Source organism: Streptococcus sp. HMSC072C09 (assembly GCF_001813105.1).
In the GTDB taxonomy this organism is placed as follows: Bacteria; Bacillota; Bacilli; order Lactobacillales; family Streptococcaceae; genus Streptococcus.
Genome location: NZ_KV811485.1, coordinates 249,633 through 268,573, shown reverse-complemented (window position 1 = coordinate 268,573; position 18,941 = coordinate 249,633). Strand labels below are relative to the sequence as shown.

Annotated in this window: 31 protein-coding genes, 1 tRNA gene and 1 other RNA gene; 5 read left to right on the top strand and 28 right to left on the bottom strand. The window is 37.6% G+C overall.

All coding sequences use genetic code 11. The annotated features are described in order from the left end of the window. Nucleotides 1-61 precede the first annotated feature (61 nt). The 20 genes from HMPREF2893_RS01415 to HMPREF2893_RS11050 all read right to left on the bottom strand — a co-directional run bounded on the left by HMPREF2893_RS01415 (nt 62) and on the right by HMPREF2893_RS11050 (nt 10,609). Nucleotides 62-379, bottom strand: a complete 318-nt coding sequence (locus tag HMPREF2893_RS01415) for an HNH endonuclease (protein ID WP_049496599.1) — start codon at nt 377-379, stop codon at nt 62-64. Nucleotides 380-592: 213 nt separating this feature from the next. Then, on the bottom strand, nt 593-1,135 hold the full coding sequence (locus tag HMPREF2893_RS01410; protein ID WP_009732616.1) for a site-specific integrase: 543 nt from the start codon (nt 1,133-1,135) through the stop codon (nt 593-595). 55 nt (nt 1,136-1,190) lie between these two features. Further along, nucleotides 1,191-1,265 (bottom strand) — tRNA-Lys (locus HMPREF2893_RS01405). Nucleotides 1,266-1,361: 96 nt separating this feature from the next. Continuing rightward, on the bottom strand, nt 1,362-1,811 hold the full coding sequence (locus HMPREF2893_RS01400; protein ID WP_049506695.1) for a hypothetical protein: 450 nt from the start codon (nt 1,809-1,811) through the stop codon (nt 1,362-1,364). Further along, nucleotides 1,808-2,062: a hypothetical protein gene (locus HMPREF2893_RS01395; RefSeq protein WP_148131902.1), complete on the bottom strand. Its 255-nt coding sequence runs from the start codon at nt 2,060-2,062 to the stop codon at nt 1,808-1,810. The genes HMPREF2893_RS01400 and HMPREF2893_RS01395 overlap by 4 nt, the downstream gene beginning before the upstream one ends. A gap of 102 nt (nt 2,063-2,164) precedes the next feature. After that, nucleotides 2,165-2,446 carry a hypothetical protein gene (locus HMPREF2893_RS01390; protein ID WP_070673870.1) on the bottom strand — a complete coding sequence of 94 codons (282 nt, stop codon included), beginning with the start codon at nt 2,444-2,446 and terminating at the stop codon, nt 2,165-2,167. Between the two features lie 143 nt (nt 2,447-2,589). Then, on the bottom strand, nt 2,590-2,991 hold the full coding sequence (locus HMPREF2893_RS01385; protein ID WP_070588615.1) for a YopX family protein: 402 nt from the start codon (nt 2,989-2,991) through the stop codon (nt 2,590-2,592). After that, a complete protein-coding gene (locus HMPREF2893_RS01380; RefSeq protein ID WP_070673869.1) occupies nt 2,988-3,401 on the bottom strand; it encodes a DUF1642 domain-containing protein in 414 nt (137 codons plus the stop codon). The genes HMPREF2893_RS01385 and HMPREF2893_RS01380 overlap by 4 nt, the downstream gene beginning before the upstream one ends. Before the next feature lie 46 nt (nt 3,402-3,447). Beyond that, nucleotides 3,448-5,082 (bottom strand): SIALI-17 repeat-containing surface protein, encoded by a 1,635-nt coding sequence (locus HMPREF2893_RS01375; protein WP_070673868.1) that lies wholly within the window; start codon nt 5,080-5,082, stop codon nt 3,448-3,450. A gap of 19 nt (nt 5,083-5,101) precedes the next feature. Then, a complete protein-coding gene (ssb, locus tag HMPREF2893_RS01370; RefSeq protein WP_070673867.1) occupies nt 5,102-5,512 on the bottom strand; it encodes a single-stranded DNA-binding protein in 411 nt (136 codons plus the stop codon). A 2-nt stretch (nt 5,513-5,514) separates the two neighbouring features. Then, on the bottom strand, nt 5,515-5,799 hold the full coding sequence (locus HMPREF2893_RS01365; RefSeq protein ID WP_070673866.1) for a hypothetical protein: 285 nt from the start codon (nt 5,797-5,799) through the stop codon (nt 5,515-5,517). After that, a complete protein-coding gene (locus HMPREF2893_RS01360; RefSeq protein ID WP_070673865.1) occupies nt 5,789-6,190 on the bottom strand; it encodes a hypothetical protein in 402 nt (133 codons plus the stop codon). The genes HMPREF2893_RS01365 and HMPREF2893_RS01360 overlap by 11 nt, the downstream gene beginning before the upstream one ends. Nucleotides 6,191-6,195: 5 nt before the next feature. Next, the gene (locus tag HMPREF2893_RS01355; RefSeq protein ID WP_070673864.1) at nt 6,196-6,489 is read right to left on the bottom strand and encodes a DUF3310 domain-containing protein; all 294 of its coding nucleotides are present in this window, start codon (nt 6,487-6,489) and stop codon (nt 6,196-6,198) included. Beyond that, entirely contained in the window at nt 6,486-6,980 is a 495-nt protein-coding gene (locus HMPREF2893_RS01350) for a MazG-like family protein (protein ID WP_070673863.1), read from the bottom strand. Before HMPREF2893_RS01350 ends, HMPREF2893_RS01355 begins: the two co-directional genes overlap by 4 nt. A gap of 3 nt (nt 6,981-6,983) precedes the next feature. Continuing rightward, nucleotides 6,984-7,793, bottom strand: coding sequence for an ATP-binding protein (locus tag HMPREF2893_RS01345; protein ID WP_070673862.1), 810 nt, complete (start codon nt 7,791-7,793; stop codon nt 6,984-6,986). Then, nucleotides 7,793-8,554, bottom strand: coding sequence for a conserved phage C-terminal domain-containing protein (locus tag HMPREF2893_RS01340; RefSeq protein WP_070673861.1), 762 nt, complete (start codon nt 8,552-8,554; stop codon nt 7,793-7,795). Before HMPREF2893_RS01340 ends, HMPREF2893_RS01345 begins: the two co-directional genes overlap by 1 nt. Before the next feature lie 3 nt (nt 8,555-8,557). Further along, the gene (dnaB, locus tag HMPREF2893_RS01335; RefSeq protein WP_049472200.1) at nt 8,558-9,883 is read right to left on the bottom strand and encodes a replicative DNA helicase; all 1,326 of its coding nucleotides are present in this window, start codon (nt 9,881-9,883) and stop codon (nt 8,558-8,560) included. A 9-nt stretch (nt 9,884-9,892) separates the two neighbouring features. After that, nucleotides 9,893-10,069, bottom strand: coding sequence for a hypothetical protein (locus HMPREF2893_RS11055; protein WP_157915963.1), 177 nt, complete (start codon nt 10,067-10,069; stop codon nt 9,893-9,895). Between the two features lie 91 nt (nt 10,070-10,160). Continuing rightward, nucleotides 10,161-10,439, bottom strand: coding sequence for a hypothetical protein (locus HMPREF2893_RS01330; protein WP_049472199.1), 279 nt, complete (start codon nt 10,437-10,439; stop codon nt 10,161-10,163). Nucleotides 10,440-10,453: 14 nt separating this feature from the next. Beyond that, the gene (locus tag HMPREF2893_RS11050; RefSeq protein WP_160312932.1) at nt 10,454-10,609 is read right to left on the bottom strand and encodes a hypothetical protein; all 156 of its coding nucleotides are present in this window, start codon (nt 10,607-10,609) and stop codon (nt 10,454-10,456) included. A gap of 120 nt (nt 10,610-10,729) precedes the next feature. On the opposite strand from HMPREF2893_RS11050, the gene HMPREF2893_RS01325 reads away from it, so the two are divergent. Beyond that, nucleotides 10,730-11,002, top strand: a complete 273-nt coding sequence (locus tag HMPREF2893_RS01325; protein WP_070673860.1) for a hypothetical protein — start codon at nt 10,730-10,732, stop codon at nt 11,000-11,002. Nucleotides 11,003-11,100: 98 nt separating this feature from the next. Here the strand turns inward: HMPREF2893_RS01325 and HMPREF2893_RS01320 are convergent, their stop codons facing one another. Genes HMPREF2893_RS01320 through HMPREF2893_RS01305 form a run of 4 tightly spaced genes read right to left on the bottom strand, consistent with a single transcriptional unit; the run spans nt 11,101 to nt 12,934 of the window. Further along, on the bottom strand, nt 11,101-11,523 hold the full coding sequence (locus HMPREF2893_RS01320) for an ORF6C domain-containing protein (RefSeq protein ID WP_070659773.1): 423 nt from the start codon (nt 11,521-11,523) through the stop codon (nt 11,101-11,103). Further along, on the bottom strand, nt 11,523-12,431 hold the full coding sequence (locus HMPREF2893_RS01315) for a DUF3102 domain-containing protein (protein ID WP_070673859.1): 909 nt from the start codon (nt 12,429-12,431) through the stop codon (nt 11,523-11,525). Before HMPREF2893_RS01315 ends, HMPREF2893_RS01320 begins: the two co-directional genes overlap by 1 nt. Nucleotides 12,432-12,449: 18 nt before the next feature. Then, nucleotides 12,450-12,710 (bottom strand): hypothetical protein, encoded by a 261-nt coding sequence (locus HMPREF2893_RS01310; protein ID WP_070673858.1) that lies wholly within the window; start codon nt 12,708-12,710, stop codon nt 12,450-12,452. 14 nt (nt 12,711-12,724) lie between these two features. Continuing rightward, nucleotides 12,725-12,934, bottom strand: coding sequence for a helix-turn-helix domain-containing protein (locus tag HMPREF2893_RS01305; RefSeq protein WP_048688859.1), 210 nt, complete (start codon nt 12,932-12,934; stop codon nt 12,725-12,727). Nucleotides 12,935-13,217: 283 nt separating this feature from the next. Here HMPREF2893_RS01305 and HMPREF2893_RS01300 point away from each other — a divergent pair, with 283 nt between their 5' ends. From HMPREF2893_RS01300 to HMPREF2893_RS01285, 4 genes are all read left to right on the top strand, one after another. Beyond that, on the top strand, nt 13,218-13,583 hold the full coding sequence (locus HMPREF2893_RS01300; RefSeq protein ID WP_070673857.1) for a helix-turn-helix domain-containing protein: 366 nt from the start codon (nt 13,218-13,220) through the stop codon (nt 13,581-13,583). A 12-nt stretch (nt 13,584-13,595) separates the two neighbouring features. After that, nucleotides 13,596-13,979 carry an ImmA/IrrE family metallo-endopeptidase gene (locus tag HMPREF2893_RS01295; RefSeq protein WP_070673856.1) on the top strand — a complete coding sequence of 128 codons (384 nt, stop codon included), beginning with the start codon at nt 13,596-13,598 and terminating at the stop codon, nt 13,977-13,979. Nucleotides 13,980-13,991: 12 nt separating this feature from the next. Further along, nucleotides 13,992-14,915 (top strand): exonuclease domain-containing protein, encoded by a 924-nt coding sequence (locus tag HMPREF2893_RS01290; RefSeq protein ID WP_070673855.1) that lies wholly within the window; start codon nt 13,992-13,994, stop codon nt 14,913-14,915. Between the two features lie 130 nt (nt 14,916-15,045). After that, nucleotides 15,046-16,131, top strand: coding sequence for a tyrosine-type recombinase/integrase (locus tag HMPREF2893_RS01285; protein ID WP_070673854.1), 1,086 nt, complete (start codon nt 15,046-15,048; stop codon nt 16,129-16,131). A 151-nt stretch (nt 16,132-16,282) separates the two neighbouring features. Here HMPREF2893_RS01285 and ssrA read toward each other — a convergent pair. The 4 genes from ssrA to HMPREF2893_RS01265 all read right to left on the bottom strand — a co-directional run bounded on the left by ssrA (nt 16,283) and on the right by HMPREF2893_RS01265 (nt 18,748). Further along, nucleotides 16,283-16,631: a transfer-messenger RNA gene (gene ssrA, locus HMPREF2893_RS01280) on the bottom strand. A gap of 103 nt (nt 16,632-16,734) precedes the next feature. Next, nucleotides 16,735-17,529 (bottom strand): hypothetical protein, encoded by a 795-nt coding sequence (locus HMPREF2893_RS01275; RefSeq protein WP_070673853.1) that lies wholly within the window; start codon nt 17,527-17,529, stop codon nt 16,735-16,737. A gap of 9 nt (nt 17,530-17,538) precedes the next feature. Beyond that, nucleotides 17,539-18,246, bottom strand: coding sequence for an ABC transporter ATP-binding protein (locus tag HMPREF2893_RS01270; RefSeq protein WP_021152925.1), 708 nt, complete (start codon nt 18,244-18,246; stop codon nt 17,539-17,541). A gap of 172 nt (nt 18,247-18,418) precedes the next feature. After that, entirely contained in the window at nt 18,419-18,748 is a 330-nt protein-coding gene (locus HMPREF2893_RS01265; RefSeq protein ID WP_004220168.1) for a metal-sulfur cluster assembly factor, read from the bottom strand. Nucleotides 18,749-18,941 lie beyond the last annotated feature (193 nt).

Genomic DNA, 18,941 nt, shown 5'->3' with positions numbered 1-18,941 from the left:
ATCGATTTTTTCCGATTTTTTTCGACCGGGGGGTCTTTGAATTTTTCAAAATTTTAAATTTTCATCCCCACCATTCGTCAGAACGAAAATTTTTATTTTGCAACTTGGATGATTTGCGAAATTGAAAGCGATGATGTCGCTTATTGTGACACTCCTTGCACAAAGTACGAAGGTTGTCGATATCTAGAGCAAACTCTGGATAATATTCTAGCTCTTTGATGTGATCGACTTCGAGGTTATCTGTCGTTACCTTTCCCTGATCTCGACACCAGACACATTCAAAATGATCTCGACTCATTGCTTCGAGTCTCAGTTGTCTCCATGATCTTGAAAGATAAAACTCTCTGCGACTTTCTCTTGTCGAAACATCTACTTTCAATTCTTAAATCCTCTGTAACATTTCATACTTTCAATTATCTATTTCTGAAATTCATTATATTATTTCTGAAAACTATGTTGTTTTTCTCTCTTGAATTAGACATATCTTATATTCTGTCTGATTCGCCCCGGCATTAAAAAGCCAGTGAAATAAATGAATAGCAGGTAACTAATAAAACTAATTAGCGTTTTACTCGTTGTGTCTAATTGGTAACTATAAATCAAAATTAGACATGGCTTTATCTCGTTGATCTTGTCTAATCCCAATGTACCTCAGCGTAATTGCAGGAGATGAATGATTAAATAGATCCATGAGCATTGCCACGTCTTTAGTCTTTTTGTAGTAATGATAGCCAAATGTTTTTCTCATCGAGTGGGTGCCAATGTTTTCAATCCCACACTCGATAGCTGCGGTCTTCAATATCCAATCGACTGTCCGCCTGTCCAGTGGTTTGTTTTTTCCGATGCGACTTTGAAACAGATAATGATGCAGTGGCATATCTTTGATGTACTCTCTGACTTCTTTTTTCAAAGTCTTTGTCATCTTGAGCTGTTTCCTTTTTCCAGTCTTCTGCTCTTTGATTTTGATATACCAACCTTGCACATCCTTTACTCGTATTCGAAGAATGTCGCCCACTCGTAATCCGGAATTGATTCCAAATAAAAAGAGCAAGTAGTTCCGCTCATTCCATTCTCGTAGATATTCCTTCATAGCTTGGATATCATCCTTATCCCTGATTGGGTCCACAATGTTCATCGACTCACCTCCTTCCAAGGTAAAATAAAAAGCCAGCATTGCTGACTTACACTTATTGAGAATACAGGATTCGAACCTGTGTCCCTGGATTAAAAATCCAGTGCTCTTGTCCAAATTAAGCTAATCCTCAACCAATTTTCTATAAGGAGACCTCTCTTCGGTTTTACCCGATGATATAATTTTACCACCTTATTTTTAAATTTTTTCCACACTTTCGACTGTATTTTTAACTTTTTTCCAAATTAATATTAATCTTAGTGTTCACAGATAGTTCATAGATTTTCTTTTCTAGCCCGCTAAAGAATGGCTCAATCACTTCCTTGTAGGCAAGAGATTTACTGCAATGTAAGTATTTGATTGATGCTCCCTCCACAGTTAGAGTTCCATCAATGTATACTTCTTTGATTGCTGCCCATTGTTTTTCGGGTGTCAAAATTTTGATAGTGCTGATTGCTTCTCGAAGTAGTTCGAGACGATGCAGTTCTGGATCCGATTCTTTCTTGATGATATCGGCCAGCGCTTTCGGTGTCATTACCTTATTACTCTTGATCCCTGTATTTGGATCGGTTGGTTTCCAAGGTACTTCAATTTCTTCGATACGTTCCTTAATTTCTTTTTCAAACGGATACTGCTTCAAAGCTAGTATTAAATACCCATACCTGCTTCTTAAATTCATTTACTAACCTCCCTGCAGTATACTTCTATAATTCCATTCAATCCTAAACTTTCACGGTAAGCAAGTGCCTCGGATCTATCATGGAATTCTTTCTCTGTATACTTTGCTAAGTGTTTAGGATCGCTCCAATATGAATCGGTTACAAAAAACTTTTCCCCAAGTATAGCTATCTCTAGCTTGCCATTTATTTGGGCAATAGATAGAATTCTGTTCGCTCGCATTGGTATATGTACATTATCCAAACTCATCATTTCTCCTTTCTGTTTTTAAAAGCGATCACACTAGCCCAGATCAAGCCAGAGATCCAGACCAATGCGAATAATAAATAGATAAAGTTTTGTAGATCCATCTCGCTACCAAAGTACACCTTTCAATTTATTAAATTCTTCTTTTGAAATATCCTGTCCAATAGTTATTTCAAAAGTTTTAAAGCCAAACCCACTATTCGACAATTTACTTGCGTTAATATTTCCAGAGTTAATGACACTAGAATCTGGAATGTAATCTTCAACAACATTCCCCAGTGCAACAAATGTCTTGCCACCATCTGCACTAAATTTCAAACCTATCGGATGGCTGTTATATAATTTATGATATTTCCTAATCAATCGTTTTCTCGCTTTATTTAATGACATGTCTTGTCTCCTTTGTAATTCTATTTCTTTCTGCTCTCAATTTTAAACTAGTGTTAATGCCAAAATATACCAGTGTTATTTCTTCTTCCCATTGGTTCTTTGTGTAAGGAAATCTGTTTGGTCTCACTCTGTTACCTCCAAAATTAATTTTCATTTGCCTTTTTACCGTCAATTAAATCACCGTCCTCCCAAATATTCCCAATGACTTCGACTTTGAAGAGGTATGGACTGAATAAGTCGTACAGAGGGGTTTCAGGCACTTCATACTTCAAATTTACTTCCTTGGAAATAAACATAGCCTTATCGTGATCGTATTTAACAACTTCAAACCAACTCGAATCATTATTAGCGACTTTCAGTATATCTCCTTCAAAAATCTCCTTGCCATTCTTATCAAGCAAACCTGTTGATTGCATGAGTTTGACTCCCTCGATGCTTCGCTCAACAAACTTGTCTGTCTCTACTAATTCATCGGTAAATCGTAGTGTTCTGACTTCTGCCATAATCTTTTTATCCGTAGACCACGCTCTAAACTTTGGAATCATCTTGCACCTCCTATGAAACTATTAACAATATTTTGCTGTTCAGTATCGATTATTTTATTTTTATAATTCAATATCGGAGCCATAATGTCATTCATCAGTGCAGGCTTCTCTTTCTCAACTGTGTAGCCATCAAGCCAAGCACGGGCGACTAAGTCAAACGGCTTTTCTTGCAAAAACCAGTTACCGACGTCTTCATTTGTAAAATCAAAATCGAATAAATCAGACACATCTTTACAATGTTTTTTTCCTTCCTCAATCCAATCAGCTACAAACTGCGGTACTACCGGCTTCTGCGGTTCGTCTAGTTCAGAAGCGAGTTCTATTACTGCGTCTATTTTGATGTATTCAGATTTATTACCAAAAATATTTTTCAAGGATTTCATCCGTTCAATAAATTCTTGCTTATTCATTCTTTAACTCCTTTTTTCAAAATCAAGGGGGAATATCCCCCTCACATTAGTTTTTCTTTTTCTTCAAAGTGAATGCCAGAGTAGCCATTGAGATACCAAGTGCCACAAGTGACAATCCAAGATCTGATCCAGTTGCAGGCAAGACTGCTGGTGCGCTGTACGCTTCGACTATTTCTTCAGATTCGTTTTTCGCGTGGTTTTCGCTTGATTTTTCACGCGATTTTACGATCTTCACTTCTTCTACTTTCGGATCTTCGTTTGTTTTTGGCGCTGGTGTGTTTGGCTTGTCTTCTTTCGGCTGTGGTTTTGGTTCGTCGCGTTTTGGATCTGGAATATCGATCACTAGTTCTGGCTTATCCAAAACAGGAGCGTCCGGAGGTGTCACCCCGCCTTTCCACTCTGGCTTATCAAGCTGTGGTGCGTCAAACGGTGTTGTACCGCCTTTCCACTCTGGTTTTTCTAATACCGGAGCAGGGGGCATAATAGGAATATCATTCAAATCGATTGATGGTTTTTCATATTTTGGAGCTTCGTTTGGAATTTCCCATACAGGTTTATTCTCACCACTTGCATCACCTTTACCACCAACAAGCTGGATCTTTTGGTATGAAACGGCACCATCATTTTCAGCTTTCAGTTCGATCTTGTTAGTTGGATTAGTTGAGTCTTTGACTGCATTTACAAGTTTAGTCTTGTAATACAGATAGATCATGTGATACAAACGATCCATTTTGATCTCAAAACCATGATCTGACTTGCTGATAGATTTTACAAGATCCATTGCTGATCCTTTGTCAACCCAAGGATTCAAACTCTCAATATTCTTGATTTCAAAGTAATTATCAACTAGCTTTTGATTATTGCTCATTTCATCAATGATGGTCACATAGTTTAACACACGTTTGGCATAGTTCACACGGGCCGTCCAATTAATTACAGTAGGATCTTCTTTGTCTTGTTCTCCCCATTTAGCAATCAATTCATCCTTGCCAATAACTCCCTCATTACCAACATTAACTGTCACTACAGTACCATTAAAATTGGCTGTTACTGGCTTGCCCGACACAACTTTATCTGCCCAACTTGCATCTAGTTCAAGGTTCATGCTCTTGTTTAGAGGATGGTTCTTGAAGTAGTCATTAAATACAGTAGTTACTTTGTTAGTAGTTGCATCTGCTGTAGCTTTACCCACCACTGCTTTTTCTGGGTTATGCACGTCAAACTCGTAAGAGGTCTGAAACTTCACTTCTTCTGGTAAATCAAAGGTCACCTTGTCACCTTCATTCACTGAAATATCATCTGGGATTTTTACATCTTCATACTTGACTTTGAACGGAGTGTATCTGCCATTTCCTTCTGGTTGTTCGATCACCACTTTTGGGTTCTTGACTTCGATCACATTCCCGCTCTTTTCAAAATTTGTCGGAAGTCCATCTCCTCCTCTAGTTGCTTCTGTGTCCGTTGGATCGCCTTCTCCACTTTGAGAATCTTCGTGTTCAGTTCGTACTTCTGAAGGAATAGTCCCTTCTTTTTCAGATCGAGCGTTTTCAGCTCCGACTGTAATTGTTGTATTTTCTGTAATGTTTCCTGGGTCAAACTCATCGGCATTTACTCCCTTAATTCCAAATATAGCTGTAGCGATAGTAGCGACTGTCAAAAATGTTAATTTGTTAGTTTTCATTGTTTTTCTCCTTTTGTTTTTAGAATGGCAAATCACTGTCTTCAATGTCCATCGGATTTGCATAGTTAGGTGGCATCTGTTCAGTCATGCTGTTCTGGTTGGCAGTGTTGTCACGCTTTTCCAAAACTTGGAAATTCTCTGCAACAACTTCAGTAACATATACTCGCTTACCGTCATTGCCTTCGTAGCTTCGAGTCTGGATTCTTCCCGTAATTCCGACCAGCATTCCTTTCTTGGTCCAATTACAAAATCTTTCTGCTTGCTCTCTCCACATCACGCAGTTGATGAAGTCTGCATCATATTCACCATTTGCATTTTTGAAATTTCGATTGCATGCGACATTGAATTGAGCTGTTGCGATATTGCTTGGTGTGTATCGTAGTTCTGCATCTCTTGTTAACCGACCAATAAGGGTCACATTGTTGATCATTATTATCCTCCAACATTATTCATTTCAGCGGCTTCTTTAACTGCTTCTGCTTTCTTTCGTTCCTGCGCTTGGTACTCCCGATTTAATTTGTTTAGGATTACCTCTTGTGCAGTGTTTTGTTCAGCAAAACGTTGAATACTTAATTCATGCTCTTGAATGGTCCACTGCATATCCTTAATTGTTTTTTTTTGTTCAAGCAATCTGGAGTTGAGATTGATGGCAATTACCAATGTAACTCCTGCCAGCAATACCAAGTTAATGATTAGCCAATCGATTTTACGTTTCATCTTCTTTTACCCTTTCTAGTTTTAGATGTCCTGCATTTCGTCCCTGTTCGTTTAAGTGGATGTAATATTTGAGTAATGCACTATCTTTTCCAGTAATTCTGCTTAATTCTTTTAAAGTCCCTGTACAGATATACTTATCACGATCATATAGCTTGTAATCAGCAAGTTCTTCCGGATCGCCCATCAATGTTTTTTCCTCAATACCGAAATACTCACACAATTCTTGGATATGGTTGGGATTGATGTCGTCTTTCGTGATCCACTCTTGTATCGTCTGTTCACCACGATAAAGATTTCTAGAGAGTTCTTTGCGAGTGAGACCCTTCCCTAAAATCAACAATTGCAGTTGTTGACGAAAGTGATCCATTTGATTTTTCGTATAATATCTCATAACTATCACTCCTGTTTGACAATCGCTGTCTTTTCAAGATCCTCACGCTTCAAATCTTCAATAAGCCACTCAAGATATTTCTTAGCCTTATCCAAATCTTCAAGCCCGTTCTTCTTCTGGAATCTACATAGATACTTGATAGTATTTCCCCAGTAGAAGCCTTGGACTCCTTTCAAATTTCCTGCAAAGTTCCGGATGACATCAATGGATTCCAGACCATATTCACCACAATAGTGATTTGGCTTGTTCACTGAATCATTCATCTCTTCTAAAATCTGTTCAAATGACCGTTCTTTCATTTCAACCGTTCCTCCTTGATCCAAATTCCGTCAACCAATTTCCCTTTGCGGTCCTTGATTTCTTCATAGGCTTTATTTAAGCACTCCACAAAATCATAGTTGAGCATTTGAGAGATTCGCATCAACTCATGTACTACACTTTTAAGCTGATAGCCTTGCCGGTTGAAATATGATGCCAAAGCTTGATCCATCATTAATACAAAGTAATCTTCTGTCTTTGCAGCTTCTGATAAAATAAATTTTTCTTGTTCCGGGAAAATTTCTTTTGTGTTAATTCCTAGTTGAAGAGTTAAGCCAATCAATACAACAGTGATGTCACCAATACTGTCTTTAGCTACTTCTTCATCTTTTTCAGCGATGCCTCTTGATAGCTCACCAATTTCTTCATAGAGTTTTAGAAATTGCTTATTTGGTTCTTGCGTGTGTAAGTTGCGATCATAGAACCATTTTTGAACTTTTGAAATTAGCTCTTTTAGTTTGTTGTTTTCCATTCGTTAATACCTCCGACTTTCCATAGTTTCTGGAAATTTAAAAATATGTTTGCTTGCGCCCTTGAAGATCCGGTCAGCAAGGGCCTTGTTGTAAATTGTTTTAATATCGTTACTCGATAAGTTTGTATTAAAAAATGTTGTTTGACGATTGTCCAAGATTTTAAACAGTACTCGTTGTCTCCACTCATTTGCTTCTTTGAGGTTCCCACTCATACTGCTCTCTTTCCCTAAATCGTCAAAGAAAAGAAAATCAACGTTGCTCAGTAGATTTACAGCATAACTTTCTGTGAAGTCTCCTCGATTATTGAAACTTTCTTCAATTTTTGAAAAGAGCGCAGAAGTCGAAATGAATAGCACACTCTTTGGTTGCTTGCATTCTTTAAATTTTTCATTTAATGCTTTAGCTATTCCAATGGATAAATGGCTTTTGCCAACTCCTGGAGGACCGCTTAAGATCACATTTCCTGTTTCGTACTTCAGATAATCTCGCAACATACTTTTTGAGAAGTTCAAAGCTTGTTCACACCGCTTATTTCCAGCATCGTAATTATCAAGTGTTTTATCTTCCAACTCCTTGGAATAGATGCTCTCACGATAAAATACTTTGTATGTATTCGCTAGAATGGACTGTATAGCTGCTTCTTGCTTTAAGTGTTCCTGAAATTTATTGATTTCTTCTTTTTCGCATTCTGGACAAATGTCAAGCGATTTCTGGGATCCATCAATCATGACTTTTGCAGTGATCATCTTGGATCCGTGCTTATTACATATTTTTGGTTCACTAGTTGAACCTACTTCATAATCCTGATGCATTAAAACCCTAACCTTTCGTCTTGCTGTTGAGTTGATGCACTCGAAGGCATCTTCTGATTTAAGTATTTTTCAAACTTACTTGCATTAAACAATGTATCTGGAGTTAAATACTTGGACATTTTGGAGTCATTCTTCCACTCAAGAGTTTTTACGTCAATAACATGTTTAAAATCATCTATTGAGTAATTCTCGCTTAAACGACCATTGATTAGTCTTTGAGTTGATTTACTAGTAGGTTTAAAGTGAGAACCTGTTTTCTCATTTAGATATTTGATGATTTCTTCATATACATCTGATTGGAGCTTTTGCTCCTTATCTATATCTATATCTATATCTATATCTATATCTCCGTTGCCTTTTGTTGCAGTGGTGTTGCATTGCAACGCTTTTTGATTCTCTCGATGCTTGCGAGACCTACGGGTACTTGCTGTTTCACTCCCTACCATTTCTGGAACTTGTTCAAGATTAAACTGATAATTGTCTGATGTAGTCAATAATTTCTTTTTTGTTAAAAACATCAGTGTCAATCTGATTGCTTCTGGATCTTCGTCTATCAATAGAGAAAGTTCTTCAGCTAGATCTTCTGCTAGACCCTCGAAATATAACTTCCCTTGCTCTGCTAGACTTGCCAGCATCATTTTTAGGTAGATGATTGTGATTTCTTCTCCCCCAGGAAGCTTTCTCATGAGCTTCATTTCTTTGGAATTAAAGAAGTCGTCTTTTAGTTGTAACCAGTAATATCTACGATTCTCAGTTACCATTCATCAGGCCTCCTTATTTGAAAATTTCGCATATTCCTTGTGAAAGAATAGTTTGACTGTTCCTAAACTGCCATGTCTATTTTTTTCAAGGATCAATTCTGTAACATTATCAGGTTCTTCCTGCTCTTCACGATTGTAATAAGCTTCTCGATAGAGAAATGCTACTATGTCAGCATCTTGCTCAATCGATCCTGACTCTCTCAAATCTGATAGAACGGGTCTTTTGTCGTTTCGTTGTTCAACTCCACGAGAAAGTTGACTTAATGCAATTACTGGAACTTTCAATTCCTTGGCTAATATTTTTAACTGCCTTGAAATTTCAGAAACTTCCTGCTGTCGATTTTCTCGACCTCTACCAGTAATTAGCTGAAGATAGTCAATTACAATCAATCCAAGACCGCCAGTTTCTTGAGATAATCGCTTGGCTCTGGATCGAATCTCAGCGATTTGAATTCCTGCTGTGTCGTCAATATAGATTTTTCCTTTTGCAAGTTGCTCCTGTGCCAGGATCATCCTGCGCCATTCACTTTCAGAGAGATTACCTGTTCTAACGTGGTACGATGGAATCAAGCCTTCGGCTGACAGCATACGCTCTACAAGGCTTTCTGCTCCCATTTCAAGAGAAAAGATTGCTACTGGCTTTCCAGCTCTTATTGCCACATTTTGTGCGATATTAAGGGCAAAAGCTGTTTTTCCCATCGCTGGCCGTGCTGCAAGAATAATTAGATTGTCTGTGTGTAGTCCAGTCGTGATATTGTCAAAATCTGTAAAACCTGTTGGTGTTCCTGTTACATCACCAACACGTTGTGAGCGCTCGTCAATAATTGACTGCGTGGAATCAATGACATCAATAATTGGACGGAAGCCAGTCTGCTTGTCATTTGCTATGTTTGACAAAGCTTGTTCAGTCTGGACAAGTATGTCATTTAGATCTGATTGACCATCATATACGTTAGCTATCGTTTGATTGAGATCTTCAATAACCTTTCGTGCTTTCGCTTTTTTGGCTACAACCTTGGCATAATGCTCAATGTGAGCACTGGTTGGTACAGCATTGATGAGACTTGCTAAAAATGCCATCCCACCGATTCGATCAAATTCGCCTATCGAGTCAAGCGCTGATTTAACTGATACGGGGTCAATTGGTTCGCCCTTGTCTGCAAGACCTTCCATGATTTCAAAGACGATGCCATGTGATAGTTTGTAAAAACTTTCTTTTGTGAGGTATTCAGAAGCAATGAGGATCTTATCTGGATCGACAAATACTGATCCGATTACTGCTTGTTCAGCAAGGAGATCGTGAGGCAGGATTGTGTTATTTTCTGCCATAACTAGCTCCTATCTACGATATCCAAAACGCATTGCTTCTCGTGCTTCTTGAATACGTTGCTGTTCAGCAATCATCTTCTTCAATTCTCGTTTTGATTCTTTGCATCGCTCGCTGATTGAACTGATGATGATCATTTGGAATAGGACCACGATGATTAATACTCCGACTAAAATTTCTGCTAACATGTTAATTCCTCCAATATTCTTTTCTAAAAATAATTCCTATGTTATAATTAAGTTATAGTTCTTTCAAAGTGCCTTTCTCAAGGTGCTTTTTTTATTTTTGCAAGCTTCGACAGAATCGCTGAACATCTTCCAAATTGTAGAGATACTTCCCGCCCTTTCCGGACTGTTGAAATTGAAATTTCCCTTGGTCTCTCCATTCTTCTAGTTTAGTTCTACCCCATCCGGTCGCTTCCTGTAGCTGTTTGATCGGCACCCATGTAATATTTCTGCTTGATCTACGCTTAGCTTCTTCCATAGCTTTGATGTTGATTGAAACCAGCTCTTCAAAGAGTTTATCTTTAAATTCAGTTCCAAATAGTTCTAGGACCATTTTTTTAATCCTTTCTATTCTTTATTTTTCTTTTGTTCTATAGCTCTTAAAATTACTTCATGAGCTATATCTTTTGTGAGCTTTTGTAACTTAATCAAAGCTTCACTATAAGTTTCTGATTGTTCAATTAGCAAGTCAGATAACTTTATAATTTCATCTTCAAAATCCATCTCAAGACCGATGACCTTTCTATATTATTGTGTTAACTTACTACTGACAAAAAACGATTAAATAAGACCTCTTACTCCTTATGAAAATCGTCTGTCAATTTTTATGAAAGGAGGGAATCTATGAATTACATTAATGGAATGTTGCCTAATGAAGTGAGTTTCTTGTCATATCGTTTTTCAACTTCAGATGCAGATAGTGTTGATCCATCATCTAAACCTGTTTTGAAATTCGCTACAACAGTAGATAATGAGAAATTTATTGATTTATTGTCTGTGCATGAAAATGGTTTAGTTCTATTAGTTAAAAGTGAAGACCATGAAGTTTGGTCTAATAGAAAACCAGTTTCCAATACTGTTGATGGTAAACTTGTAATTACTTTTGAAAGTGAATAATCGAATCACTAAGTTTTACAGAAATTTTCCCATCTTTTGAGCTAAGGACTTGTTTTTTAACAAGTTCTTTTTTTAATTTCATTTTCATTTATTTCTCCTCACCCCACCAAACTCATCTGACCGTTGCGGGCTTTGATTTCTAGCTTGGTATTTGCTGATGGCTCCCAACTATCCCAGTAGTCGAAAGCTTTTTCCTCGTCCTTACGCTTCAATAAGTCATAGCGAGGGATTCGGAAATAGTCCTTGAAGTCTTTAGCAGCCTGTGAAAATACAGATTGTGCAAAATGTCGGTCACGGTAGGCCTGGCTGTCTTTACCACCTAGCAATGCCACGACTTTTTTCTTACGCATTTTTTCCAATGCTAGACAGACCGAAGGGTTGACCGGTTGCTCATTCTTCAGATAATCAACATCAGCTGATAAGATGGACTGGCCTTCTTTCAGCTTTTTTAATTCCTGGAGCGCATGGATCATTGCGTCTTCTACCACTAACTCGGTAGGTTGAATTGTCACTTCATTCATTATTCAAATTCTCCTTCTAAAATGTTGCTTTCTTTGCGGATATCGTTCAGGTCGTTGAAAAAACGAAGCCCTCGGCTGATAAAACTGTCAAATTCATTTCGGATGATTCCATCAGCTTTGAGGACTTTTTCCTCATCTGCATAGATAAGACCACCCATGCTTGCTAAAAAGTCATTTCCTTTTTGAAGTAGGCTTGTGATATTCTTGTAAGCTGAGATTTGCTTCTGTACGCTGTTGAGTTGCCCTTGCGATTCTTCAATCGCTCGTGTCAATTCATCATACTGTGCAGATTTCTTATCGACCTCTTCACGCTGAGCCAGTGTGTCAGCAAGTTGCTTTTCGATAAATTCGGAGCGTTCTTCCATGGCTTTCACGGTTTTAGAGAGTTCCTTATTCTTTTCCAGCAATTGCCTGTTAAGGTCCTGTGTGGCCTTGTAATCGTCTGGTACGACTTCCTTGATGGTTTCCTTGACTTCGGTCTTGGAAGATTTGATTCGCTCGTTTTCAGCTTGTAGACGCTTGTTTGCTAGTTTGCTGAGGTTGAGCTTCTTCTTGATTTCCTGAAGTTCCCGTACCGTCGGATTGTCGCCATCTTCGATACGTTGGATCTGCTCCTCTTTCTCTTCGTCTGGAAGAGTTGCTATGAGATAGAGTGCTGATGATCCTAAATCTGACAACGTTGTCACATTTGGTAGCTGTTTGGCAACTGTCATCATTCTGTTTGCTTCCCGGTAATGGATACCGATTTTATCAAGCCATCCTCCGAATTCTCCATGTGTAAGATTATTTTCCTTCACATGGTTCAATCGTCTGCCGATTTCCCAAATGGACTGGCCGGCTATATGCTTGTGATGGCTGATTTCAAGTTCTATCTGAGATAGATTATTTGATAAAGTAATTTCGTTCATGTTTCTCCTTTGAGTTAACTAACGATTATCAAGGCGGCCTCTCATTGCATAAAAACCGTCAGAACATTCCGTAGATACTATTTGGTTAGTATTGATCATTGTCGGACCTATATGCAAAAAAACACTTTTAGGATCCTTGATGAATTTTAATAATTCATCTATTCGTTCTTTAGGGTTACTGATTTGGATTACATTTCCATTTGATAGATTCATTGTTAGTTTAACTAATCTATCGAGGGCTACTGAATCTTTACCATCTTTATCAACATATATTGTCATGTTGTTCGTTCCTCCTACTCTCCTAAATCGACCCAAGTCTCGTCGATACCTAAGACATCACAGACTCGGTTTTTGAGTCTGTCACTGCCCTTCCCATATTTCAGTAGTTCTGAAATAGTAGGTTTCTTCACTCCGCAAGCACGAGCGAGATGCGTCTGTGTCATTCCTTCTGAACTCAATTTTTCTTTGACCAATTGAATCCATTTTTGATGTTGTTGGCTCATTCCTGACCTCCTTTTTAAAAATTTATCTAAAAAGTTAGCGAATTTATTGACAACTCTAGTCAAATGTTTTAAAATGAAAACATAGAGAAAAGACCTACTAAAAGTAAGGTTTACCTATATAAAACAGACGCCAATCAGTTTACTAGGCTTTATTTTTTAGTTGTCTTATTCGCTAACTCTTTAGCTTACGATTATTATTTTAAAACATTTGACTAAATATGTCAACTATTTTCTACAAATATTTTAAAATTTTTTTTCGTTTGCTTAGAAAGGTTCTAAAAAAATGTTCGTAGCATTCGATAAAATAAAGGAATTAGCTGATAAACAGGGGATTTCTATAAATATTTTGGAAGAAAAACTTGGTTATGGAACTAACACTTTGTATCGATTAAAAAGAAGCAATCCGAGTTCAAAAGTTTTAAAAGAAATAGCTGATTACTTTAATGTAAGCGCAGACTATTTACTTGGTCGCACGGATAATCCTACTATTGCTGGTGATTCAAAAGAGTATACCTGGCAAGGGAAGCCTCTCAATGTTGAAGAAATGGCATCTAATGTTATGATGTTCGGTGGTCGAGAATTAACAGACGAAAAGAAGAAAATCATACAGTCCATTATTGAAGGTTATCTAAAAGAAGCTGGCGATTAGAGGTACTGATTAGTGACCGAAAAAGAAATTATAAGCCATTATCAAGTTCGTATTATCGATTTTGATGGAGATTTAATGCCGGATGAACTCGGATTTTATGAACAAGAAACTAATACAGCTTTCCTATCTAGTAAACTCAACAAAAAAGAGAGAGTTAAGGTACTATTACATGAACTGGGACACAAGGACCACACACGTTCAGAGTACCAGAACGCTCGCCTACGATGTGAAAATGAAGCTGATAGGAATATGATTCATCATCTTGTAAAAGATGCACTAGATAACCTAGAAGACCCTAGAGAGTTTGATTACCTAAAATTTATGTCTTACTATAATCTGAGAACTATAACAAATGAAATTATGGTTCAAGAGGAATACTTAGCATTAGTCGAATAAAAGGAGACTCATATGTCTTGCTCATACGTTGCTTTAGATATTGAAACTGCTAATGATTTTAGAGGAAGTATCTGTTCAATCGGTTTGGTAAAATTTCAAGATGGGAATATTATTGATACTTTTTATACTTTAATCAATCCAGAAGAAGAATTTGATGATTTCAATATTTTCATCCATGGCATTACACCTGAAGATGTTCGTGATTCACCTACATTCCCAGAGGTGAGAAAGGCGATTGTTGATTTTATTGGTTCTGATATAGTTGTAGCCCACTTTGCACAGTTTGATATGGGGGCTTTGAATGATGTTTACAATAAATATCAGTTGGATTATGACGATATAAAATATATTTGTTCGTATAGACTTGCAAAAGTTGCTATGCCAGGACAATTAAATTATAAGTTAAAAAATCTTTCGAAAGCATTGAATATTCAATTAGACCATCATAATGCTTTGTCTGATGCAAAAGCTAGTGGTTTAATTCTAGATCACCTATTATCAGCCAACTCTTTTTCTGATCTCAATGACTTTTTAAAAGAGTATCGTTATGACAAGACAGGTCTACTTGGCCAGCGTGGTTTTAAGAGAAAAAAAGACGCTAAGTACAAAGATAACCTCATCTATACTCCTACAGAAGAGGAAAAAGAAGCAATGGACCCAGACCACTATTTCTACGGATTGTACTTTTGTTTTACTGGAAAACTAGAGAGAATGACCAGAAAAGAAGCCAATAAAGCGGTAGCACTTGTTGGTGGAGTCCCAGAAAAAGGTGTAACTAATCATACAAATATTCTAGTTGTCGGTGAACAAGATTGGCGTGTGGTAGGTGTAGACGGTCTAAGTAGTAAAATGAAGAAAGCACAATCATTGCTTGAAAAAGGCCATGATATTGAAATCATGACAGAAAATGATTTCATAAGATTGCTTGATGATTAATTAACAAGAAATAACAAAAATCCCCACAATCGCCTGCAAGCTAAAATGTGAGGATGTGCTGTATAGAAAGAATGGCATTAAAAAGCCCTCTTTACTATACCCATTTTATCAAGAAATGAGGTGAAACGCAATGGAAATAAAGTCTTACAAAAAGAAAAATGGCGATACAGCTTATAAGTTTAGGATCTATGTCGGTAAAGAAAATGGAAAAGACAAGTATGTGAAGCGTCAGGGGTTTCAGACAAAAGCTAAAGCAAGAGCAGCACTTCTCCAACTTCAAACTGACCTTGAAAATAGCGAGGAAATCACTGTCGAGGAAATCACTGTCGAGGAAGTCGCTGAAAAATGGCTCAAGGAATATGCTGACACAGTACAGGATAGCACCTACATCAAGACCGAAAGGAATATTAAAAATCATATCTATCCGACTTTAGGAGATCAGAAGATTTCTACTCTCACTCCTCTGCAACTTCAGGAACAAGTCAATGACTGGTCCAAAAAACTTGTTTATGGACGTAAAATGAAAGGCTTGATGAATAACATATGTAAGTACGCTATCCGACATGGCTATATCTCAAACAATCCGGTTGAGAGTGTAACAACGCTTGTCAGGAAGCAAGCAGATACAGATAGCGATTTTTACGATAAGAAGGAACTGAAATCCTTCCTTGAATTAGTAGACCAAACAGATGAACTGAGAAAGAAAGTCTTCTTTCGTCTTCTAGCCTTCACAGGGGCTCGAAAAGGGGAGGTTTTAGCCCTCAAATGGGAAGACTGGACCAATAACACTCTGAACATAAACAAAGCCATTACGAGAGGATTTGATGGGGAATCTGTCGGTCCTACAAAAAACAAAAGTAGCAACCGATTGATCAGCTTGGACGAAAAGACAAGTGAACTGCTCACAGAGTGGAGAGAAATGAATCCTACTACTACTTTTATCTTTGAGAATGAATTTGGAAAACCAATACCAGGAACACTACCACGGAAATGGCTACAACAAATTGTCAAAGATTCGGATGTGCGTCCGATTAGGATCCACGGATTCCGACATACACATGCCAGCTTATGCTTTGAAGCTGGAATGACACTCAAACAGGTCCAGTATAGACTTGGTCACTCAGATTTAAAAACAACCATGAACATCTATACTCACATCACCAAAGAGGCTAAAGATGACATTGGTGAGAAATTCGCAAACTATATTGATTTTTAAACAAATAACAAAAAACAGACCCTTTGGATAAAAAAGGGTCTGTTTTTGGGTCTGTTAGTTTCAAAAAGGTTCAAAAAGTAATAGAAAGTATAAAACAAAAAACGTTGTTTTTACAACGTTTTAGAAAGTTTTAGAAAGCTTTAGAAACTATAGATGGAGCCGGTGGGAGTCGAACCCACGTCCAAACACCTGCCAGCATATTTGTCTACAACCATAGGTTATGTCTTCTTTTAACAGCTACATGACACATAACTCAAGCCCTGTACCTGCGAGTCTATCAATCTCTTATCTAACTCCTAGACCAAGCTAGATCGTATCTCGCTAAAATAAAGACCTGTCATCAAACACGAGCGATTCGAATCGGGTCACGCCTGCTGGTGTTTAGGCAGCTAAAGCGTAAGAATTATTATTTTTTGCAGTTATATTTAACTGGCGTTTTACATCCGCTAGATGAGTTGCAAAATATACCTCATAATGCCTGTCGAATCCGTAACGACCCCAAAACGAATACAATTAGTATATCAAAATGTAGCTAAAAATGCAAAAGAAAAAAATTGAACAAGAAGGCTTCCACTGGGAAGCTCCTTGCTCAATTTGCTGTTATTATTGAAGATTCAACTTGTACTTGCTGATGTAGTGAATGGTGAAGTACATAGAAACAATCTTAATAACTTCATAAATGAGACCTGGGATGAAGTTTGGTCCAAAATCATCAATATTTCCATAAACCAATGCATATCCGACAGCATATGAATCTTTTAATGGATTGACTGCTGTACCTATGATACTTAACACAATACACAAGAGAAAGAAAAACAGAATAGCCTTCAATCCACGACGATTTTGGAACAGTTGGCCAAGTGCGATTGATACATAAAATAGTAAGATTCCTGAAGCTGTGGTAAAAATCCACCAGATGATAATCCAATAAGCAATAGAATGACTAAAAGCCTCAGCGATAATACTAAATACAGGAGAGAGGTCTTGTCCAATGACAGCGCCCATCACAATAATTGTGATAAAACCACTAAAAAATAGAAGGAATAGGCAGTAAAGACTCGCTACTAAAGCTCCCACAAATTTAGACAAAATGATCGCATGAGGGCTAGCTGGAAGGGTCCAGGTCAAGTAACCTTCACGTCCGTATAAGTTGGAATAGAAACGACGAATAATAATATAGTAGTTACTAAGATAAAGACCAATGACTCCTCCAAAAATGAGAATCCCAAGAGTCCCAGTTATGATTTGCATACTATTGGTTTCCATATCCACAAAACCGTTTGTAGCACTTCCACCAATAACACCTGTAATCACTGACAAACCTAGTGCGATCAGGGTGATCAATAAATACCACTTAGCTGTCGATTTAAATTCATATTTTAATAATTTACCAAACATGGGGTCCTCCTAATAAACACGGAATTGATCACGGAAGATCTCATCGATTGATTTTCCGTGTTGATTGCGCAAAACAGTCGTATTTTCATGCAAGAGGATTCTTCCTTGGTTGATGAAAATCGCTTCATCCAAAACTTGCTCAATATCCGCAATCAAGTGAGTAGAAATCAAGACAGAAGAGTTTGGACGTCGATTTTGAATAATGGTCCGCAAAATATAATCACGCGCTGCTGGGTCGACCCCACCGATTGGTTCATCAAGGACATACAAGTCAGCTTCACGACTCATCACCAAAATCAATTGTACTTTTTCCTTGTTCCCTTTTGAAAGGCTATTCAATTTTTGATTTGGATGCAAATGCAAATCGTTGAGCAATTGGTAAGCTCGTTGGACATTAAAATCTGAATAAAAATCTTGGAAATAGCTAATAGCATCACTAATTTTTATATTTTCACTCAGATAAGTCGTATCCGGCAAATAGGAAACAACTTTTTTAGAAGCTGGGGATGGTAATTGCCCATGAATATAGATATTTCCAAGGCTTGGTTGCAACAAACCATTAATCAATTTAATGATGGTTGTTTTCCCGCTACCATTAGGCCCCAAAAGGCCAATAATACGGCCAGGTTGGATGTTCAAACTAACATCCATGAGAGCAACTTCATGCCCATAATTCTTTGTCACATGGTCCAAGTAGACCAAAGGATACTGATTCATGTAAATCTCCTTTATTTTCTATTTATGCTATTATACCTTGTCCTCTTGATGATTGCAACTTTATCTGAAAATTTGCTAAGAATTTGAAAATGGTTGTTCAAAAATACAGATGTAAACAAATCAGAGGTTAGGGAAGCCCCCAACCTCTGATTTGTTTTGATGAATAGAATGTTTAACTAATTCCAAGTGCAATCCGTGCATAGCGGCTCATTTTTTCAACCGTCCAAGCAGGATACCAGACCAACTTCACATCCACCGATGTCACTTCTTCTACTTCTGCTAAAACATCATGAATCTGATCTGTCAGAAGATCCGCTAATGGACATCCCATGGTCGTTAGCGTCATATCAATAATGGTCGCTCCAGTTTCACCATCAAAATGGATCTCGTAAACAAGACCTAAATTAACAATGTCAATCCCAAGCTCAGGATCGATTACCTCTTCCAAAGCATTTAAGATTTTATTTTTAATTTCTTCAATTTGCTCAGTTGTATATGCCATATGACACTTCCTTTTTTTGTTATGTTACTCTCGATAGAATTGCTTAGCTCGGGTTAAAAAGGTCCCACGGACATAGGTCGCTTTTTCATTTCTTGGCGACCGTTAAAAATGTCCACTGGACCTAGGTCGCTTCTTCATTTCTAGGCGACCGTTAAAAATGTCCCCCGGACCTGGGTCGCTTTTACATTTCTAG

Excerpts from the sequence above, each read along its gene's own strand:
- HMPREF2893_RS01410 (WP_009732616.1), bottom strand. The coding sequence starts at position 1,135 with ATGAACATTGTGGACCCAATCAGGGATAAGGATGATATCCAAGCTATG.
- HMPREF2893_RS01400 (WP_049506695.1), bottom strand. The coding sequence starts at position 1,811 with ATGAATTTAAGAAGCAGGTATGGGTATTTAATACTAGCTTTGAAGCAG.
- HMPREF2893_RS01395 (WP_148131902.1), bottom strand. The coding sequence starts at position 2,062 with ATGATGAGTTTGGATAATGTACATATACCAATGCGAGCGAACAGAATT.
- HMPREF2893_RS01390 (WP_070673870.1), bottom strand. The coding sequence starts at position 2,446 with ATGTCATTAAATAAAGCGAGAAAACGATTGATTAGGAAATATCATAAA.
- HMPREF2893_RS01385 (WP_070588615.1), bottom strand. The coding sequence starts at position 2,991 with ATGATTCCAAAGTTTAGAGCGTGGTCTACGGATAAAAAGATTATGGCA.
- HMPREF2893_RS01380 (WP_070673869.1), bottom strand. The coding sequence starts at position 3,401 with ATGAATAAGCAAGAATTTATTGAACGGATGAAATCCTTGAAAAATATT.
- HMPREF2893_RS01375 (WP_070673868.1), bottom strand. The coding sequence starts at position 5,082 with ATGAAAACTAACAAATTAACATTTTTGACAGTCGCTACTATCGCTACA.
- ssb (WP_070673867.1), bottom strand. The coding sequence starts at position 5,512 with ATGATCAACAATGTGACCCTTATTGGTCGGTTAACAAGAGATGCAGAA.
- HMPREF2893_RS01365 (WP_070673866.1), bottom strand. The coding sequence starts at position 5,799 with ATGAAACGTAAAATCGATTGGCTAATCATTAACTTGGTATTGCTGGCA.
- HMPREF2893_RS01360 (WP_070673865.1), bottom strand. The coding sequence starts at position 6,190 with ATGAGATATTATACGAAAAATCAAATGGATCACTTTCGTCAACAACTG.
- HMPREF2893_RS01355 (WP_070673864.1), bottom strand. The coding sequence starts at position 6,489 with ATGAAAGAACGGTCATTTGAACAGATTTTAGAAGAGATGAATGATTCA.
- HMPREF2893_RS01350 (WP_070673863.1), bottom strand. The coding sequence starts at position 6,980 with ATGGAAAACAACAAACTAAAAGAGCTAATTTCAAAAGTTCAAAAATGG.
- HMPREF2893_RS01345 (WP_070673862.1), bottom strand. The coding sequence starts at position 7,793 with ATGCATCAGGATTATGAAGTAGGTTCAACTAGTGAACCAAAAATATGT.
- HMPREF2893_RS01340 (WP_070673861.1), bottom strand. The coding sequence starts at position 8,554 with ATGGTAACTGAGAATCGTAGATATTACTGGTTACAACTAAAAGACGAC.
- dnaB (WP_049472200.1), bottom strand. The coding sequence starts at position 9,883 with ATGGCAGAAAATAACACAATCCTGCCTCACGATCTCCTTGCTGAACAA.
- HMPREF2893_RS11055 (WP_157915963.1), bottom strand. The coding sequence starts at position 10,069 with ATGTTAGCAGAAATTTTAGTCGGAGTATTAATCATCGTGGTCCTATTC.
- HMPREF2893_RS01330 (WP_049472199.1), bottom strand. The coding sequence starts at position 10,439 with ATGGTCCTAGAACTATTTGGAACTGAATTTAAAGATAAACTCTTTGAA.
- HMPREF2893_RS11050 (WP_160312932.1), bottom strand. The coding sequence starts at position 10,609 with ATGGATTTTGAAGATGAAATTATAAAGTTATCTGACTTGCTAATTGAA.
- HMPREF2893_RS01325 (WP_070673860.1), top strand. The coding sequence starts at position 10,730 with ATGAATTACATTAATGGAATGTTGCCTAATGAAGTGAGTTTCTTGTCA.
- HMPREF2893_RS01320 (WP_070659773.1), bottom strand. The coding sequence starts at position 11,523 with ATGAATGAAGTGACAATTCAACCTACCGAGTTAGTGGTAGAAGACGCA.
- HMPREF2893_RS01315 (WP_070673859.1), bottom strand. The coding sequence starts at position 12,431 with ATGAACGAAATTACTTTATCAAATAATCTATCTCAGATAGAACTTGAA.
- HMPREF2893_RS01310 (WP_070673858.1), bottom strand. The coding sequence starts at position 12,710 with ATGACAATATATGTTGATAAAGATGGTAAAGATTCAGTAGCCCTCGAT.
- HMPREF2893_RS01305 (WP_048688859.1), bottom strand. The coding sequence starts at position 12,934 with ATGAGCCAACAACATCAAAAATGGATTCAATTGGTCAAAGAAAAATTG.
- HMPREF2893_RS01300 (WP_070673857.1), top strand. The coding sequence starts at position 13,218 with ATGTTCGTAGCATTCGATAAAATAAAGGAATTAGCTGATAAACAGGGG.
- HMPREF2893_RS01290 (WP_070673855.1), top strand. The coding sequence starts at position 13,992 with ATGTCTTGCTCATACGTTGCTTTAGATATTGAAACTGCTAATGATTTT.
- HMPREF2893_RS01285 (WP_070673854.1), top strand. The coding sequence starts at position 15,046 with ATGGAAATAAAGTCTTACAAAAAGAAAAATGGCGATACAGCTTATAAG.
- HMPREF2893_RS01275 (WP_070673853.1), bottom strand. The coding sequence starts at position 17,529 with ATGTTTGGTAAATTATTAAAATATGAATTTAAATCGACAGCTAAGTGG.
- HMPREF2893_RS01270 (WP_021152925.1), bottom strand. The coding sequence starts at position 18,246 with ATGAATCAGTATCCTTTGGTCTACTTGGACCATGTGACAAAGAATTAT.
- HMPREF2893_RS01265 (WP_004220168.1), bottom strand. The coding sequence starts at position 18,748 with ATGGCATATACAACTGAGCAAATTGAAGAAATTAAAAATAAAATCTTA.